The sequence below is a fragment of the Microbacterium sp. genome, from assembly GCF_036823965.1.
In the GTDB taxonomy this organism is placed as follows: Bacteria; Actinomycetota; Actinomycetes; order Actinomycetales; family Microbacteriaceae; genus Microbacterium.
In genome coordinates, this window is sequence record NZ_DAITBE010000005.1 from 216,077 (window position 1) to 231,745 (window position 15,669).

Annotated in this window: 14 protein-coding genes; 7 read left to right on the forward strand and 7 right to left on the reverse strand. The window is 68.2% G+C overall.

Features of this window, described 5'->3' with window-relative positions; genetic code table 11:
- Window positions 1-167 precede the first annotated feature (167 nt).
- Window positions 168-6,194: a GH92 family glycosyl hydrolase gene (locus V7Z82_RS10870; protein ID WP_334151338.1), complete on the forward strand. Its 6,027-nt coding sequence runs from the start codon at window positions 168-170 to the stop codon at window positions 6,192-6,194.
- A gap of 186 nt (window positions 6,195-6,380) precedes the next feature.
- Here the strand turns inward: V7Z82_RS10870 and V7Z82_RS10875 are convergent, their stop codons facing one another.
- The 3 genes from V7Z82_RS10875 to V7Z82_RS10885 all read right to left on the reverse strand — a co-directional run bounded on the left by V7Z82_RS10875 (window position 6,381) and on the right by V7Z82_RS10885 (window position 8,590).
- Complete coding sequence (locus V7Z82_RS10875; protein ID WP_334151341.1) at window positions 6,381-7,496, reverse strand: M24 family metallopeptidase; 1,116 nt, start codon at window positions 7,494-7,496, stop codon at window positions 6,381-6,383.
- A 62-nt stretch (window positions 7,497-7,558) separates the two neighbouring features.
- On the reverse strand, window positions 7,559-8,008 hold the full coding sequence (locus V7Z82_RS10880; protein WP_334151343.1) for a hypothetical protein: 450 nt from the start codon (window positions 8,006-8,008) through the stop codon (window positions 7,559-7,561).
- An 87-nt stretch (window positions 8,009-8,095) separates the two neighbouring features.
- A complete protein-coding gene (locus tag V7Z82_RS10885) occupies window positions 8,096-8,590 on the reverse strand; it encodes a GyrI-like domain-containing protein (protein WP_334151346.1) in 495 nt (164 codons plus the stop codon).
- A 119-nt stretch (window positions 8,591-8,709) separates the two neighbouring features.
- Here V7Z82_RS10885 and V7Z82_RS10890 point away from each other — a divergent pair, with 119 nt between their 5' ends.
- On the forward strand, window positions 8,710-9,132 hold the full coding sequence (locus V7Z82_RS10890; RefSeq protein ID WP_334151349.1) for an NUDIX hydrolase: 423 nt from the start codon (window positions 8,710-8,712) through the stop codon (window positions 9,130-9,132).
- 45 nt (window positions 9,133-9,177) lie between these two features.
- Here V7Z82_RS10890 and V7Z82_RS10895 read toward each other — a convergent pair whose 3' ends face one another.
- Both V7Z82_RS10895 and V7Z82_RS10900 read right to left on the reverse strand, forming a co-directional pair.
- On the reverse strand, window positions 9,178-9,657 hold the full coding sequence (locus tag V7Z82_RS10895) for an aminoacyl-tRNA deacylase (protein WP_334151351.1): 480 nt from the start codon (window positions 9,655-9,657) through the stop codon (window positions 9,178-9,180).
- 56 nt (window positions 9,658-9,713) lie between these two features.
- Window positions 9,714-10,217, reverse strand: coding sequence for a DNA helicase (locus V7Z82_RS10900; RefSeq protein ID WP_334151353.1), 504 nt, complete (start codon window positions 10,215-10,217; stop codon window positions 9,714-9,716).
- A gap of 146 nt (window positions 10,218-10,363) precedes the next feature.
- On the opposite strand from V7Z82_RS10900, the gene V7Z82_RS10905 reads away from it, so the two are divergent.
- Window positions 10,364-10,921: a peptidylprolyl isomerase gene (locus V7Z82_RS10905; RefSeq protein ID WP_045278569.1), complete on the forward strand. Its 558-nt coding sequence runs from the start codon at window positions 10,364-10,366 to the stop codon at window positions 10,919-10,921.
- Between the two features lie 21 nt (window positions 10,922-10,942).
- The gene (locus V7Z82_RS10910) at window positions 10,943-11,830 is read left to right on the forward strand and encodes a rhomboid family intramembrane serine protease (protein WP_334151358.1); all 888 of its coding nucleotides are present in this window, start codon (window positions 10,943-10,945) and stop codon (window positions 11,828-11,830) included.
- 145 nt (window positions 11,831-11,975) lie between these two features.
- On the opposite strand, the gene V7Z82_RS10915 is transcribed toward V7Z82_RS10910, so the two are convergent.
- Window positions 11,976-12,215 carry a cell division protein CrgA gene (locus V7Z82_RS10915; RefSeq protein WP_334151360.1) on the reverse strand — a complete coding sequence of 80 codons (240 nt, stop codon included), beginning with the start codon at window positions 12,213-12,215 and terminating at the stop codon, window positions 11,976-11,978.
- A 92-nt stretch (window positions 12,216-12,307) separates the two neighbouring features.
- On the opposite strand from V7Z82_RS10915, the gene V7Z82_RS10920 reads away from it, so the two are divergent.
- The 3 genes from V7Z82_RS10920 to V7Z82_RS10930 are packed head-to-tail and all read left to right on the forward strand — an operon-like array spanning window position 12,308 to window position 13,934.
- Window positions 12,308-13,102 (forward strand): class E sortase, encoded by a 795-nt coding sequence (locus V7Z82_RS10920; RefSeq protein ID WP_334151362.1) that lies wholly within the window; start codon window positions 12,308-12,310, stop codon window positions 13,100-13,102.
- A 47-nt stretch (window positions 13,103-13,149) separates the two neighbouring features.
- On the forward strand, window positions 13,150-13,305 hold the full coding sequence (locus tag V7Z82_RS10925; protein ID WP_334151363.1) for a hypothetical protein: 156 nt from the start codon (window positions 13,150-13,152) through the stop codon (window positions 13,303-13,305).
- Window positions 13,302-13,934: an anthranilate synthase component II gene (locus V7Z82_RS10930; RefSeq protein WP_334151366.1), complete on the forward strand. Its 633-nt coding sequence runs from the start codon at window positions 13,302-13,304 to the stop codon at window positions 13,932-13,934. The genes V7Z82_RS10925 and V7Z82_RS10930 overlap by 4 nt, the downstream gene beginning before the upstream one ends.
- 37 nt (window positions 13,935-13,971) lie before the next feature.
- On the opposite strand, the gene pknB is transcribed toward V7Z82_RS10930, so the two are convergent.
- Window positions 13,972-15,663 carry a Stk1 family PASTA domain-containing Ser/Thr kinase gene (pknB, locus tag V7Z82_RS10935; protein ID WP_334151367.1) on the reverse strand — a complete coding sequence of 564 codons (1,692 nt, stop codon included), beginning with the start codon at window positions 15,661-15,663 and terminating at the stop codon, window positions 13,972-13,974.
- Window positions 15,664-15,669 lie beyond the last annotated feature (6 nt).

A 15,669-nucleotide genomic window follows, 5' to 3' on the forward strand; every position in this document is an offset into this window, starting at 1 on the left:
GGATAGCTCATTATGTCGGCTCCGGCTCTGCGCGATGCACCTTCCACCGCGCCGCCGCTCTGTGATAGCGTCCTCAGCATATGACAGCGATGTCATATCGTCTCGCGGTGCCGGAGGATGCCCGCGACAGACGAACGACACACTGCAGTGGAGTTTGAGGAGCAATCATGAGGGTCCCCAGCCCGAGGAACGCACGACCTGCCCGACGATCGTGGGCAGCCGCCGGCGTCGCCGTGACCGTGAGCCTGGCCATGCTGACACCCATGTCGGCGACTGCCGCCCCCGGGACCACGACCTTCGGGTCGTCGTTCGAGGCAGCAGACACCGCCCCGGTGCTCGCCGGAACCGGTGATGCCGTCAACGTCACCGGCAGCCAGTTCGCCCCGGGCAGCGTGCTCTCCGGTGTGACCGGTGTGACGGCATCCGCCGAGAACACCCCGAACGAGGCCGCTGCCTTCGTCGCCGACGGCAACGCTTCGTCGAAGTGGCTCGCCTTCACGAACACGGCGTGGGTGCAGTACCAGCTCGCGCAGCCGCAGCCAATGGTGCGCTACACGCTGACGTCAGGCAACGATGAGCCCGATCGCGACCCCAAGGACTTCCGGGTGCAGGGCTCGAACAACGGCACCGACTGGGTGACCGTCGATGAGCGCAGCGGCGAGCTCTTCTCGGGCCGCGGCGAGACCCGCAGCTTCACCCTCGCGACACCGAGCGCCGAGTACACCTCCTACCGCCTCGACGTGCTCGCCACCAGGACCCCGAGCAAGAACATCGTGCAGCTCGCCGGCTGGGAGCCGATCGCCGTCGATGGTGCGACGCCGGAGCCCGCCGACCTGAAGCTGCAGATCGGCAACGGACCCACCAGCTCCGACACCGCCAAGACCGGCGTCGGCTTCACCGGCACGAAGGCCCTGCAGTACACCGGCCGTCACCTCGATGCCGGACCCGCCTCCTCGACGAGCGTGCTCTACGACGGCGTCGACATCGCGGTCGAGGGCGACAGCCAGCTCTCCTACCTCGTCTTCCCCGTGCTCGACGGCGAGCAGACCTACGCCGCCACCTTCGTCGCGGTCGACCTGACCTTCGACGACGGCACGACCCTCGCAGCGAGCGGCGCCGTCGACTCCTACGGATACGGCGCCAACGCGCGCCAGCAGGGTCAGGCGAACGTGCTGTGGCCCAACCAGTGGAACAAGGTGACGGTCGACCTCGGCCAGTTCGCCGGACGCACGGTCGACGACATCCTCTTCACCTACGACCACCCGGGCACCGATGTGCAGGGCGTCGAGGTGCCCACCGGCGCCACGGCCTTCAGCGGGTGGCTCGACGATGTCGAGATCGGCGCGGCCGAAGCGCTCGACACCTCTGACGGACTCGTCTCGTACGTCGACACCCGTCGTGGCACGAACTCCACCGGCGGCTTCTCGCGCGGCAACAACCTGCCGGCGACCGCGTGGCCGAACGGCTTCAACTTCATCACCCCGATGACGAACGCCGACAACGTGGGCACGATCTACCAGTACCAGCGCGCGAACACGGCGCAGAACCTGCCGGCGCTGAACGGCATCGGCTTCTCGCACCAGCCGAGCATCTGGATGGGTGACCGCAACCAGATCGCGGTGCTGCCGGCAGCGAACGCCAACCCCACGTCGTCGCTGAACGACCGCAAGCTCACGTTCCACCATGAGAACGAGACCGCGCGCCCCGACATCTACGGCGTCGAGTTCGACAACGGCATCAACACCGAGGTCACCGCGACCGACCACGGCGCGATCTACCGCTTCGAGTTCACCGGTGACGCGAGCTCCGTGCTCATCGACCAGCTCGTGAACTCCTCGAAGCTGACGATCTCCGGCGACACCGTCTCCGGCTGGGTCGACGGCGGATCCGGATGGCCCGGCCGCACCCGCATGTTCGTGTACGGCACGTTCGACCGTCAGCCGACCGCATCCGGCGCGACCACCCGGGGCGACCGCAACAGCACCGCTCGCTATGCGGCGTTCGACACCACCGGCGACCGCACGGTCGAGCTGCGGCTGTCGTCCTCGTTCATCTCGCAGGACCAGGCGAAGAAGAATCACTCCTTCGAGCTCGAGGGCGTCTCGTTCGACCAGGCGCACGCCGCCGTCCGTGACGCGTGGAATGACCGACTCGGCGTCGTGCACGACGTCAAGGGCGCGAGCGACACGCAGCTGGTGACGCTGTACTCGAGCCTGTACCGCCTGAACCTCTACCCGAACTCGCAGTTCGAGAACACGGGCAGCACCGACGACCCTGACTACAAATACGCCAGCCCCGTCTCGGCCACGAGCGGATCGGCGAGCGATACCCAGACCAACGCCAAGATCGTCGACGGCAAGATCTACGTGAACAACGGCTTCTGGGATACGTATCGCACGGCCTGGCCGCTGTACTCGATGCTGTACCCCGAGGTGACGGAAGAGCTCGTCGACGGCTTCGTGCAGCAGGCGCGAGACGGCGGCTGGATCGCCCGGTGGTCGTCGCCCGGCTATGCCGACCTGATGACCGGCACCAGCTCCGACGTCGCGTTCGCCGAGGCGTACCTCGCAGGATCCCTCAGCACCGACACCGCACTCGAGGCCTATGACGCGGCGGTCAAGAACGCCACCGTGCTCCCGGCATCCAACGCCGTCGGCCGCAAGGGCCTCGGGCAGTCGATCTTCCTCGGGTACACCGAGGCGACGACGCACGAGAGCGCATCGTGGGGTCTCGAGGGCTACATCAACGACTTCGGCATCGCCGAGATGGCGAAGGCGCTGTCCGAGGACCCGAACACCCCGGCGGAGCGCGTCGCACAGCTCAAGGAGGAGGCGACCTACTTCGAGGCACGTGCCGAGCACTACGTCGAGATGTACAACCCCGAAGCCGGCACGTTCACCTCGCGCAACGCGGACGGCAGCTGGACCGCCGGTGCCGACTTCGACAAGAAGGCCTGGGGCGGTGCCTTCACCGAGGCGAGCGCCTGGACCTTCGCGTTCCACGCCCCGCACGACGTCGATGGACTCGCCGCGCTGTACGGCGGTCGCCAGGGCCTGGTCGACGAGCTGCACGAGTTCCTCACCGTCCGCGAGAAGGCCGACTACTCCGGCATCCACGAGGCTCGGGAGGCGCGTGACGTGCGACTCGGCATGCTCGGCATGTCGAACCAGATCGCGCATCACATCCCCTATGTGCTCGCCGAGGCAGGCGACCCCTCTGGGGCGCAGGAGCTGATCCGCGACATCCAGGACCGCCTCTTCGTGGGCTCCGACATCGGCCAGGGCTACCCGGGCGACGAGGACAACGGCGAGTTCTCGGCCTGGTACGTCTTCTCGGCACTCGGGTTCTACCCGCTCGAGGTCGGTTCGGGGAACTACACGATCGGCACGCCGCTGTTCGACAGCGCGACGCTCTCGATGGGCGGCAAGGATCTCGTGATCAACGCACCTGGTGCTTCCGCGGGCAAGGACTACGTCGCCGGCGTCAGCATCAACGGCCAGCCGATCTCGGAGACCACCTTCGACGGCGACCTGGTGCGCACGGGTGGAACGCTCGACTTCACGATGAGCGACACTGCCTCCACGTGGGGCGCCAAGGACCTCGGCGAGCAGCTCGACGTGCCGACCACACTGGTGGATGCGACGAAGGCGGGCCGCGGCACGCTCACGGCGACCGACGGCACGCCGGTCGGCTCGCTGGTCGACGACAACATGAACTCGAAGGTGACGTTCGCGGGCAAGTCCGCCGAGCTGGTGTGGACCTCGCAGTCCGGACCCGTCTCGATCGGGCAGTACACGCTGACGAGCGCGACCAAGGGCGATGCCCCGTCGAGCTGGAAGCTGGAGGGCTCGATCGACGGCACCACCTGGACCGAGATCGACAGCCGCGACGGCGAGTCGTTCGCCTGGGACACCCAGACGCGGCCGTTCTCGACCGACACAGCCGACGGGTACACCAGCGTGAAGCTGACGCTGACGTCGTCGAGCGATGCGCTGTCGCTGTCGGAGCTCGAGCTGTTCGCCTCGGCATCCGCCGCCGACGGACTCGCGATCTCGGCCGGGGCCCCGCAGCGGGTGCAGGTCGACACCGAGTTCGCAGGCCAGCTGGCCACCATCGTCGGGACCGAGACGGATGCCGCCGGCTACACCGTCACGGTCGACTACGGCGACGGAGTTCCCGCGACCGACGTGAAGCTGAGCCGCGACGATCTGGGCGGCTGGAAGGTGAGCGCTCCGCACACCTTCGCGGCACCGGGCACGTACTCGGCAGTCGTCACGGTGCGCGACTCGAGCGGAGCGGTGGCCCAGGCCACGGCAACCGTGACGGTCTTCCGCGACGAGACCTTGGTCGGCGCATTCAACAACGTCTGCATCGGCGACCTCGGGGTGACCGCGGCCAACTGCGACTCGCAGGGCCACGGCTACTTCCGTGACAAGATCAACGCCGACGGCTTCGTGCAGGGTGAGACCCTGACGATCCCCGGATCCGAGCTGACGTACGACCTCCCGGCGATCCCGGCTGGTCAGCCCGACAACATCACCGGCGAGGGCCAGACCGTGCGGTTCTCGCTCGGCGACGGTGCGACGCAGCTCTCGTTCATCGGAACCGCGACCGAGAGCAACCGCGACTCGCAGGCCGTGCTGCACTTCACCGACGGCTCGACGCAGACCGTGACGATCAGCCTCGGCGACTGGGTCGGAGCGTCCGGCAGCCCCTACAAGGGCAACACCGTGCTGACGATCTCCGAAGGACGACTCTCCGGAACCGGTGCCGAGTCGAGCGTGAAGAACACGGCGATCTACGCCACGGTTCCGATCACGCTGGATGTCGACGACACCGGCGCCCCGAAGGTGCTGGAATCGTTGACGATGCCGAAGGAGGCCGGTTCGCTGAACGACGGACGCGTGCACATCTTCGCGATCGCCTCCGACGGCGACCGCGCGGCGGCTGCGCCCCTGGGTGTCGAGGCCGGCACGGTCGACGACCAGATCGCGGGACAGGCGTTCGACGCCACCCTCGCCACGGTCACCGGCGGCGCTGGAGACGCGACTGCGGTCGTGAACTGGGGGGACGGATCCCCTGTCGCCATGGTCGACGTGAAGGAGGGTGCCGTCTCCGCGGGCCACACCTACGCGAAGGCCGGCACCTACACGGTCACGATCACAGCCGACGACGGTGTGCAGTCGGCGGATGCCGCGCTCGAGATCACCGTCGAGGCACCGGTGCCCGCCTACGACCCGCAGATCGCGGCACCGGAGCAGGCTCGCCCCGGTGACACGGTCGAGATCACCGGCACCGGCTTCGCGCCGGGCGAGAACGTCTCGATCCGCATCGACGACGAGGAGCCGAGGGTCGTGAAGGCCGGCGACGACGGCGGGATCCGCGGCGACATCGTCGTGCCGGACGACGCAGTCGACGGCGATCACCCCGTGGTGGCACTCGGCGACGTCTCGAACGTCGAAGCGAGGGCGTCGCTCAGGGTCAGTCCCGAGACCACCGCACCGAAGAGCACTTCGGTCACGCTGACGGCAGGGTCGGATGACCCGGTCGCCGGCGAGACGATCGCACTGAACGCGACGGTCACGCCGGCGGATGCCGCGGGCTCGGTCGAGTTCGTGGAAGGCGAGACGGTGGTCGGCTCGGCCACCGTGACCGCCGGCAGCGCATCGGCCGAGGTGCTGATCGCGACGTCGGGCGAGCACACCTACGTCGCCCGGTTCGTGCCATCCGACCCGGAGGCGTACAGCGGCTCCGAGTCGGCACCGCTCACGCTCGACGTGCGGGCGACCCCCGTGCTCGAGGCCGAGCTCGTGCTCGGTGCGAAGAGTGTGGTGCAGGGCGGTTCGCTCGAGGTCACGGGTCGTGGTTTCGGGGCAGGCGAGGTCGTCACGATCACGCTCCACTCCGACCCCATCCGGCTCGCGGAGATCACGGCAGACGGAACCGGCGCCTTCAAGGCGACGGTGACGGTGCCGGCATCCGCTCCGGTCGGCGCGCACACGCTGATCGCGGAAGGTGCCGACTCGGGCCTGAGTGCCTCGGGTGCCCTCCAGGTGACCGCCGCGGCCGGTACCGGTGGCGACGGCCTCGCCGGAACGGGCGGGGCGATCCCCCTCACCCTCATCGCGCTGTTCCTGGCGCTGCTCGCAGCCGGTGGTGTGCTCGTCATCCGCCGGCGCCGCGTGGAGTCCTGACCCCCGCAGGCCTCCGCACGAACCGCCCCTCCCGCTCGCTCGGGAGGGGTGGTTCGTGTCAGCGGTCCTTCTGGCCCTTCGACAGGCTCAGGGACCCAGATCGGCAGCAGGGACCCAGAACGGGGCAGCAGGAACTCACGACTGGGTCGCTGAGCTTGTCGAAGCGTCCCCGCAGGGAGCGTCGAGTCAGACGGAGGTCAGCGCGTGCGGGGCGAGGTTCAGACGCTCGCAGCCATCGGCCGTCAGCACCACGATGTCCTCGATGCGTGCACCCCAGGAGCCGGGGAAGTAGATGCCCGGCTCGATACTGAAGGCCATGCCCTCGCGCAGCACCAGGTCGTTGCCCGGCGCGATGTAGGGCTCCTCGTGCACCGAGACGCCGATGCCGTGTCCGGTGCGGTGCAGGAACGCCTCCCCCAGACCGGCCTCGGTCAGGACCTCGCGAGCCGCGGCATCCACCTCGGATGCCGTGACGCCTGGCCGAGCGGCATCGACCGCCGCCTGCTGCGCGCGCACGAGCACCGCGATGCGCTCGGCTGCCTCCGGTGCGGGTTCGCCGACGACGTAGGTGCGGGTGCTGTCGGAGTTGTACCCGCTCGGCACCGCTCCCCCGATGTCGACCACGACGATGTCGCCCTGCTCGATCACCCGGTCGGAGACCTCGTGATGCGGATCGGCGCCGTTTGGCCCTGAGCCGACGATCACGAACTCGACAGTGCGGTGCCCCTCGGCCACGATGGCCTCGGCGATGTCCGCGGCGACCTCGCGCTCGGTCCGTCCGGCGCGCAGCCACTCCGCCACTCGGCGGTGCACCGCGTCGATGGCCGAGCCGGCACGACGGAGCTCGACGATCTCCTCGGCATCCTTGATCATGCGGCTCTCACGCAGCACCGGGGTGGCGAGCTCGAGCCGCACGCCGAGGCGCTCGCCGAGCGGCACCACGTGCAGTGCGGGCAGCGCATCGGAGACGCCGACGCGAGCGACCTCGCCGACGGCAGCGGCGACCAGGTCGTAGGGATTCTCGCCGTCGACCCAGTCCGAGAGCTGCAGCTCGAGCGCGCCGACAGCGGTCGTGCGCACTTTCGCGAGCTCCATCCGGGGAACGACCACGGTCGGCGCCATGCCGGGCCCGATCACGAGCGCGGTCAGTCGCTCGATCGTGTCCCCCTCGACGCCGGCGAGGTACTGCAGATCTGGGCCGGGCCCGACGATGATCGCGTCGAGGCCGGCATCTGCCGCGAGGGCAGCGGCGCGGTCGAGACGATCGGCGTACACGGATGCGGGGAAGGGCAGAGTGCTCACGGAAGCCACGCTACTGCGCGGTACCGCCGCTGTCTCCGCCCTTCCAGGCGGGACGGGTCACTTCAGCTGACGGCGAGACGAATCCGCTCCGAGAGCAGCTTCCGGTTCGCAGATGTCAACTCCAGCAGCGCGTACGCGGTCGGCCACATCGTGCCGTCGTCGAGGTTCGAGATCGGCTCGAAGCCGAAGGTGCCGTACCGCACCTTGAACTTGCTCGCCGGCTGGAAGAAGCACAGCACCTTGCCGTCCTTCCCCCATCCGGGCATCCCGTAGTACGTGCGCGGCATGAGGTCGGGGGCCACTTCCATGACCAGCTCGTGCAGACTCGTCGCGAGCTTCTTGTCGTTCGCGTCCGACAGCTTCTCGATCGCTGCCTTGAGGTCTGCCTCGCCTTCGGCGCGCTGCTCCTCCGGCGACTTCTTCGCTCGCGAGCGCTTCGCCTTGGCTTCCTTGGCGGCGGCCTGCATGGCCTCGCGTTCCTCAGCGGTGAAGTTCTTCGTGTCCTCGGCCATGACGGTTCCTCTCGACGGATGGCGGGTGATGGATTCAGCGTAGGGACCGCAGGCCCCGTGTGGCTTCTCGATTCGTGATCGATTCGCTCACTCGGTACGGAGGCGGAACGCGAGTTCCACCAGCCAGGTGGTCTTGCGGCGCTCGGTGCGCGGATCGGTCCGGTAGATCTCGAAGCGACCGGCCCAGGCGGCGCTCTCCGGATCGGCATCGAACTCCCGGCCGATTCCCTCGGGCCACGCCAGCAGCATCCGATTCGCCTGCATCGAACTCCCCCGGTACGCCAGGACCGCATAGTCTCCGGACGGCTGCGAGCCGGGTCGCACTCGATCGTCGCCCGGGTCGTCGACGCCGAGCGCGCCGACCTCGATATCCATGTCGCCTGCCATGTCGATCACGTGCAGCCTGAGGAAGAACGGACCGTCGGGCTCGATGCCGCGCCCGTCGAGCCAGGAGACGAGCTCGGCAAGCAGGCGGTCCCTGGTGCCCAGCATGCCGCGGAACGGGGTGACGACGCGGATGCCCACGGTCGGCGTCTCGCTGCGTTCGTCGACGCGCGGGCCATCGTGCACGTCGAACGTCATGCGTCCATGATCGTGCTCGGCGCGCGGAAGGTCCAGGCCATCCTCCGTGGTGGTCGCGCTCTGCGCGCGGGTCTGACACACGGTCCGTGTCGTCTCCAGTGCCGGATAGTGTGTGACGCATGGATATGCGCGTCGCGGCATACGCGGTCGTCACCGATGACGACGGCCGACTGCTGCTCGCGCGCTGGATCGAGGGACGCCGGGTGGCCTGGACCATGCCGGGCGGCGGACTCGAGCCGGGAGAGTCGCCCGAGGATGCCGTGCGCCGTGAACTCCGCGAGGAGACCGGGTACACGGTCAAGGTCGGCCAGCTCCTCGGCATCCACTCCCGCGTGATCCCGGCGACGCGGCGCGTGCAGAAGTCATCCGAGCCGCTGCACACCCTGCGCATCGTCTACCGGGCAGAGGTCACCGGCGGAAAGCTGCAGTTCGAGACCGACGGTTCCACCGACAGGGCCGAATGGTTCCCGCTGAAATCCGTGGCCGCGCTGCAGCGCGTCAAGCTCGTCGACATCTCCCTGCGGATGGCCGGACTGCTCTAGTCGCGCGTGGCTCCGCCACGCTCGGCCACCCACCCGTGCACCGCGTCAGTCCCGCGGCTGCTCCGGCACCGAGATGTCGGCCACGACGGCACCGTAGGCCGCGATCAGATCGTCGGCGTCGACGAACAGGCTGTATCCGTGAGCGCCTGCTCCCATCGCGATCCGCTGACCGACGATCGACTCGTCCGCGTAGACCGGCCAGTCCGTGGTGCTGCCGATCGGGACGATGGTGCCGCGCTCGTACCCCGTCGCCGCGAGGGCGAGCTCCGGCTCCGGCAGGCGCAGCTTGTTCACGCCGACCACCGCTCGCAGCTTCGGCCACGAGATGGATCGACCACCGGGCACGAGCGCGAACAGATACTCCAGATGGGTCCCTGAGCTAGTCGAAGGGCGCTTGACCACGAGAGTCTTCACGATGCCGGAAGGTGCGATGCCGAGCCGCTCAGCGGCCTCGAACAGACTGTTCGCCGCAGGGCGCTCCTGGATGTCGATGGTCAGGCCGCGCGCGGCGGCTGCATCCCGCACCCGGGCATGCTGATCCCCTCCGGCACCCGAAGCGGCGGAGGGGAGATCAGACGAGGTCACGCGTCAGGTGCGTTGAGCGGGTCGTCAGCGACCCACAGCTCATCGTCGGCACGAAGCGCCTGCCATGCGGCGTACAGCACGCCGGCGGCGGCTGCGGCACCGAGGATGATCGCGACGACGGAGCCGAGTCCGACGCTCTTCTTCTTCTTGCCGAAGGCACCGCGCGGAGCCGGGGCTGCGACGCCGTGACGCTTGGCGTTCGCGACGTCCCATGCCGTGAGGGCACTGCCGACGACACCGCCCACGATCGGGACGACCTTGTCGTCGACGACGTGGCGGCCGAGCTTCACACCACGGTCGACGACCGGGGCGACGCGGCGGTTGTAGGTGTCCTGCACGACGGGCAGCACCTGCTCGCGACCGAGGTCGCCGAGCTGACGGCTCGCCTCACGGGCGACGTCTGCAGCGTGGCCGACGACGACCTGCTGGGACTCCCAGAGCTGGTTTGCTTCCTTCTGCAGACGACGCAGTTGCTTCTTCCGCTTACGGCTGAGGCTCACGATGCTCTCCTGTCGGTTGGAGTACGGGTTCCCCATCTTGCCAGACGAGTCTGTATGGGGGGAGGGAATCGCTCACCCCTTGACATCTGCCGTGAAGTGCGTGAGATCCAGGGCGCACACAGCAGAAGCTCTGAGATGATGGAAACATGCCTCACGCTTCCCACGTCGCAACCCTGCACACCAACCACGGTGACATCGTCATCAACCTCTTCGGCGACCACGCCCCGAAGACGGTCAAGAACTTCGTCGGCCTCGCCGACGGCACCCAGGAGTGGACCGACCCCGCCACCGGCAAGCCGGGCGAGGGCGCGCTCTACAAGGACGTCATCTTCCACCGCATCATCCCGAACTTCATGATCCAGGGCGGCGACCCGCTCGGACAGGGCGTCGGCGGCCCCGGCTACAACTTCGACGACGAGATCAACGCCGAGCTCGACTTCAACAAGCCGTACATCCTCGCGATGGCGAACGCCGGCCTGCGCCGCAACGCCATCACCGGCAAGGCAGAGGGCACCAACGGCTCGCAGTTCTTCATCACCACCGACCCGACCCCGTGGCTGCAGGGCAAGCACACGATCTTCGGTGAGGTCGCGGATGACGCATCCCGCGCCGTCGTCGACGCACTCGGCGCCGTCCCCACGGCTGCCGGTGACCGTCCGATCGAGCCGGTCGTGCTGCAGTCGATCGACATCGTCGCGGCCTGACACCCGTTTCCGCCGATCCGGATGACCACTCCTGAGTTCGCGAGCAATCGCGAGAACTTCTGTTACCGGCATCCGGATCGGCAGAGCTTCGTGCTCTGCCAACGCTGCATGCGCACCATCTGCGGCGAATGCCAGACACCGGCTCCCGTCGGGGTCATCTGCCCCGAATGCATGAAGGCCGAACGCCAGAACCGGACGCCGGCGCAGAAGCGCGCTGCGCGGCGCTGGGGCGGCGGTTCGACGATCGCGGCGACCCGCAGTGGCAAGCCGATCGTCACCTATGCGCTGCTCGCGGTGACCTCCTTCATCGGACTGCTGCAGCTCATCCCAGGTCTCGGCGACGCGATCACGTCGCAGCTGCTCTTCGCTGCCGGCTATCTGTATCCGAGTCTGTCGCTGTACCCCTTCGAGCCGTGGCGTCTGCTCACGGCCATGTTCGTGCACGGCAGCTTCATCCACCTCGCGCTGAACATGCTCGCACTGTGGATGCTGGGGCAGAGTCTCGAGCCGATGCTCGGCAGGGCGCGCTTCCTGGCGCTCTATCTGATCAGCGGCCTCGGCGGCTCGGTCATGGTCGCCGTCCTCGCGCCGAGCACTGCCACGGTCGGAGCCTCCGGCGCGATCTTCGGCCTGATGGCGTCGCTGCTGATCATCGGGCGCCACATCGGTGCGAACGTCACCGGCCTGCTCGTGATCCTCGGCGTGAACTTCGCCTTCGGCTTCTTCGTCGGCGGCATCGCCTGGCAGGCGCACCTCGGCGGTGCGATCGTCGGTGCGCTGCTCGCGCTGATCCTCACCCGCACGAAGCGGCCGGAGCAGCGGATCTGGCAGATCATTCTGTTCGCGGCGACCGTCGTCCTGTTGATCGTCGTCGTCGCCTTCGTACCCCCGCTGATCATTCTCTCCTGATCAGAGGTTGTTAACAGGGTTTTGCACCCCTGTGAATAACACCGGTGTAATTCTCCCCAGGCTGTGGACAGAGCTGTGGATAACTCTGGGGATGCGAAAAGGCCCCTCGCGTTACGAGGGGCCTTTTGGAAGTGCGGGGAGCTGGTCAGCGCCAGCGAGTGGTCATCAGGAAGCCGATGAGGGCGATGCCCAGACCGATCGCGAGGTTCCAGTTGTCGAGGCCGGGGATCGGGAACTGCATGCCGGAGATGTAGAACACGAGGATCCACACCAGGCCGAGCAGCATGAAGCCGACCATCACCGGCTTGAACCAGACGGCGTTGGGCGCCGCCTCGCCTTCCGCGCGCTCGACAGCGGGTTCTTCGTTCTTGTGGTCTCGGGCCATGCCGACAGTCTACCCACGAGATCTGTCGGACTTCGATGCGGGATGCATGCGTCTGCTGCATCCGTTCAGCGGTGCGCGGTAGGATCGCGCCCATGACTGCATCCGTCGCGCCTGGGGGGCGACGCCCGCACCGCACCCGGCCACGATCCAGGGCGACGTTCGCGAGCGTCCTCGGTGAACTGCTGCTCACCGCCGGTGTGCTCGTGCTGCTGTTCGTCGCATGGCAGATGTGGATCGGCGACATCATCATCGCCGCGCAGAAGAACGAGGAAGGCGCGCAGGTCTCGGCCGAGTGGGCGCAGGGCCCGACGCCTGAGCTTCCGCCACTGGTCGAGACCGACAGCGGTGAGACCGTCTACGCGCCGGTGATCCCCAAGGTGCCGGCCGACACCGAGAACCTCGGCCAGATGCACATCCCGCGGTTCGGCGCCGACTACAACTTCGGCATCTACGGCGGGACCAGCCGCGCCCGTACGCTCGACAATCTCGGCATCGGCGTCTACACGAACTCGAAGATGCCGGGGGAGCCGGGCAACTTCGCGATGGCGGGGCACCGCACCACGTGGGGCAAGCCGTTCAACCAGCTCGACAAGCTGCAGCTCAACGATGCGATCGTCGTCGAGACGCCGGACGGCTGGTTCACCTATCGCTTCCGCACGCTCGAGTACGTCAAGCCGACGCAGACCGACGTGCTCGCCGACGTGCCGCAGCTGCCGGGCGTCGAGACCGGCGAGAGCTACATCACGCTCACGGCGTGCTCGCCCCTGTACTCGCTCGCCGAACGCATCGTGGCCTACGGCGTCTTCGAGAGCTTCCAGCCGCGTGCCGAGGGGCCCCCGAAGGCGCTGACCGATCCGCCGCCGCCACCAGCCGCACCGTCGGTGTAGCTTGTGGAGAACGACGAGCCCGTGACCTGCGACGAGAGAGAAGACTGATGTACGCCGCACTCTGGCGCCTGCTGCCCGGACCCTGGTGGATCCGGCTGCTCATCGTGCTCGTCGTCGCCTCCGCGGTGCTGTACGCGCTGTTCTACTACGTGTTCCCGTGGGTCAGCCCGCTCATCACCCCTGGTGAGGTCGATCTCGAATGACCCGCATGCTCGTGGTCGACAACCACGACAGCTTCGTGCACACGCTGGTCGGCTATCTCGAGGAGCTCGGCGCCGACGTCACGATGATCGAGTCGGATGCCGTGGACGCCGCAGCGCTCGCCTCGTTGCTCCCGGCGTTCGACGCGCTGATGCTCTCCCCCGGTCCCGGGTCTCCTGCCGACGCCGGCGTCTCGCTCGAGGCGGTGCACATCGCCGCCGCACAGCGGATGCCGCTGCTCGGCGTGTGCCTCGGCTTCCAGACGATCGGTGCGGCGCTCGGGACGCCCGTGACCGAGGCGCCAGAGCTCATGCACGGCATGGTCTCGGCGGTGACGCACGCCGGCATCGGACTGTTCGAGGGACTCCCGTCACCGCTCGACGTCGGACGGTACCACTCGCTCGCCCTCGCCGAGGCAGACCTGCCGTCGGATCTGGTCGTGACCGCGCGCACCGAGAGCGGCACCGTCATGGGCATCACGCACCGGGATCTGCCGATCGACGGCGTGCAGTTCCATCCCGAGAGCGTGCTCACGCACGGCGGCTACCGTCTGCTCGCGAATTGGCTCGCATCGATCGGCGACACCGTGGCCGTCGAGCGGTCGGAGCAGCTGCATCCGCTGACGCGCTGAGACACCTGACTCGCGACGCGGCTGCCCCGCTGGCGGGTCAGCCGCCCGTGCAGTACCGGAGCTCGACAGGGGAGCCCACAGCCACGTCGCCCGGCGCCGCCGACATCGACGAGACGGTCGGCGGGTTGGTGGCAGTGCAGTCCGGAGATGCGACCGGTGTCGGGACGAGCCCGAGACTCTCGAGGTTCTGCGTCGCGGCTTCGAGCGTCCAGCCGACGACGTCGTTCAGCGTCACCTTGCCGCTCGCCACCACGAGGTTGACCACGGTCTTCGGCGCCACCTCGGCGTCTGCCTCTTCGCTCGACGAGATCACCGTGTCGGCCTGGAGCGCGTTGTCGTTGCGCTGGACCACTGTGCCGAGCTCGAGCCCGGCGGCGGTCAGCGCTCGCTTCGCATCAGCCAAGGACATGCCCTCGAGCGGTGGCACCACCACGGTCTCCACACCGGATGACACGTAGACCGTGACTGCGCTGCCCTCGTTCACCGCGACCCCGGACTCGGGGTCGGTGCGGATGACGTTGCCCTTCGTGATCGATGTGCTGGACTCGATCACGAGGTTCGCGGTGAGATCGAGTTCGGCGAGATCGCTCTGCGCGCGCTCCGACGACACGTTGACCAGGTCGGGGACCACGCGAGACGTGCTCGGCACGTCCGGCGGACGCATGCTGATGGTGACGACCCAGAACAGCACGGACACGAGCAGCACGGCGAGCAGGGCCACGCCGGCCCAGATCCACGCCACCGGGGGCCCGGACTGCGTGCGGGCCATCGTGTTGTCGGTGCTCAACTGACGCAGCGACCGAGCGGTCTCCTGCGCCTGCAGCGGACTCGGGCCGTACAACTCGCTCGTGAGCGCGCCCAGCTGCTTGCGGCTCGGGGCGCTGCCGGTGACGGCGTCGTCGAGCGCGGCGCGGAAGTGCGCTGCATCCGGGTACCGCTGGTACGGGTCCTTCGCCAGTGCGCGCAGCACGATCGGGTCGAGTGCGCCCGGGGCATCCTCATTGACCTCGGTCGGCGCGAGCGGAGTCTCGCTGACGTGCTGATAGGCGACGGCCACGGGGGACTCGCCGCGGAAGGGCTGGCGGCCGGTGAGCAGCTCGTAGAGCACGACACCGGTCGAGTAGAGGTCGGCGCGGGCATCGACGGGCTCGCCCTTCGCCTGCTCCGGCGAGAAGTAGGCGGCTGTCCCGATGATCTGCGTGGTCTCGGCGACGGTCGAGGAGGAGTCGGACACCGCGCGGGCGATGCCGAAGTCCATGACCTTGACCTGGCCCTTCTCGGTGACCATGACGTTGCCCGGCTTGATGTCGCGATGCACGACACCGGCGCGGTGCGAGTAGTCGAGTGCCTCGAGGATGCCGTCGACGTAGCGGACCGCCTCGTCGACCGGCACCGGGCCGGCCGCGATGATGTCCTTGAGCAGTCGTCCGCTGATCAGCTCCATCACGATGTAGGGCGGGTCATCCGAGGCGCTGTCGGGCGTCGACGGGTCACCGGCGTCGTAGACGCGCACGATCGACGGGTGCGACATGCGCGAGGCTGCCTGCGCCTCGAGGCGGAAGCGGGTGCGGAAGGCCGTGTCGCGTGCGAGCTCGGGGTCGAGGATCTTGATCGCGACCTCGCGGCCGAGCGTCAGATCGTGGCCCCGGTAGACCTTGGCCATGCCGCCGTGCCCGATGAGCTCGCCGACGCGGTACCTACCCGCGAGAATGCGTGGCTCTTCGGACACTTCTTG

Bases quoted from the DNA above. Each gene is read 5' to 3' on its own strand.
- V7Z82_RS10870 (WP_334151338.1), top strand. From the start codon at position 168: ATGAGGGTCCCCAGCCCGAGGAACGCACGACCTGCCCGACGATCGTGG.
- V7Z82_RS10880 (WP_334151343.1), bottom strand. From the start codon at position 8,008: ATGGCCGAGGACACGAAGAACTTCACCGCTGAGGAACGCGAGGCCATG.
- V7Z82_RS10885 (WP_334151346.1), bottom strand. From the start codon at position 8,590: ATGACGTTCGACGTGCACGATGGCCCGCGCGTCGACGAACGCAGCGAG.
- V7Z82_RS10890 (WP_334151349.1), top strand. From the start codon at position 8,710: ATGGATATGCGCGTCGCGGCATACGCGGTCGTCACCGATGACGACGGC.
- V7Z82_RS10905 (WP_045278569.1), top strand. From the start codon at position 10,364: ATGCCTCACGCTTCCCACGTCGCAACCCTGCACACCAACCACGGTGAC.
- V7Z82_RS10910 (WP_334151358.1), top strand. From the start codon at position 10,943: ATGACCACTCCTGAGTTCGCGAGCAATCGCGAGAACTTCTGTTACCGG.
- V7Z82_RS10915 (WP_334151360.1), bottom strand. From the start codon at position 12,215: ATGGCCCGAGACCACAAGAACGAAGAACCCGCTGTCGAGCGCGCGGAA.
- V7Z82_RS10920 (WP_334151362.1), top strand. From the start codon at position 12,308: ATGACTGCATCCGTCGCGCCTGGGGGGCGACGCCCGCACCGCACCCGG.
- V7Z82_RS10925 (WP_334151363.1), top strand. From the start codon at position 13,150: ATGTACGCCGCACTCTGGCGCCTGCTGCCCGGACCCTGGTGGATCCGG.
- V7Z82_RS10930 (WP_334151366.1), top strand. From the start codon at position 13,302: ATGACCCGCATGCTCGTGGTCGACAACCACGACAGCTTCGTGCACACG.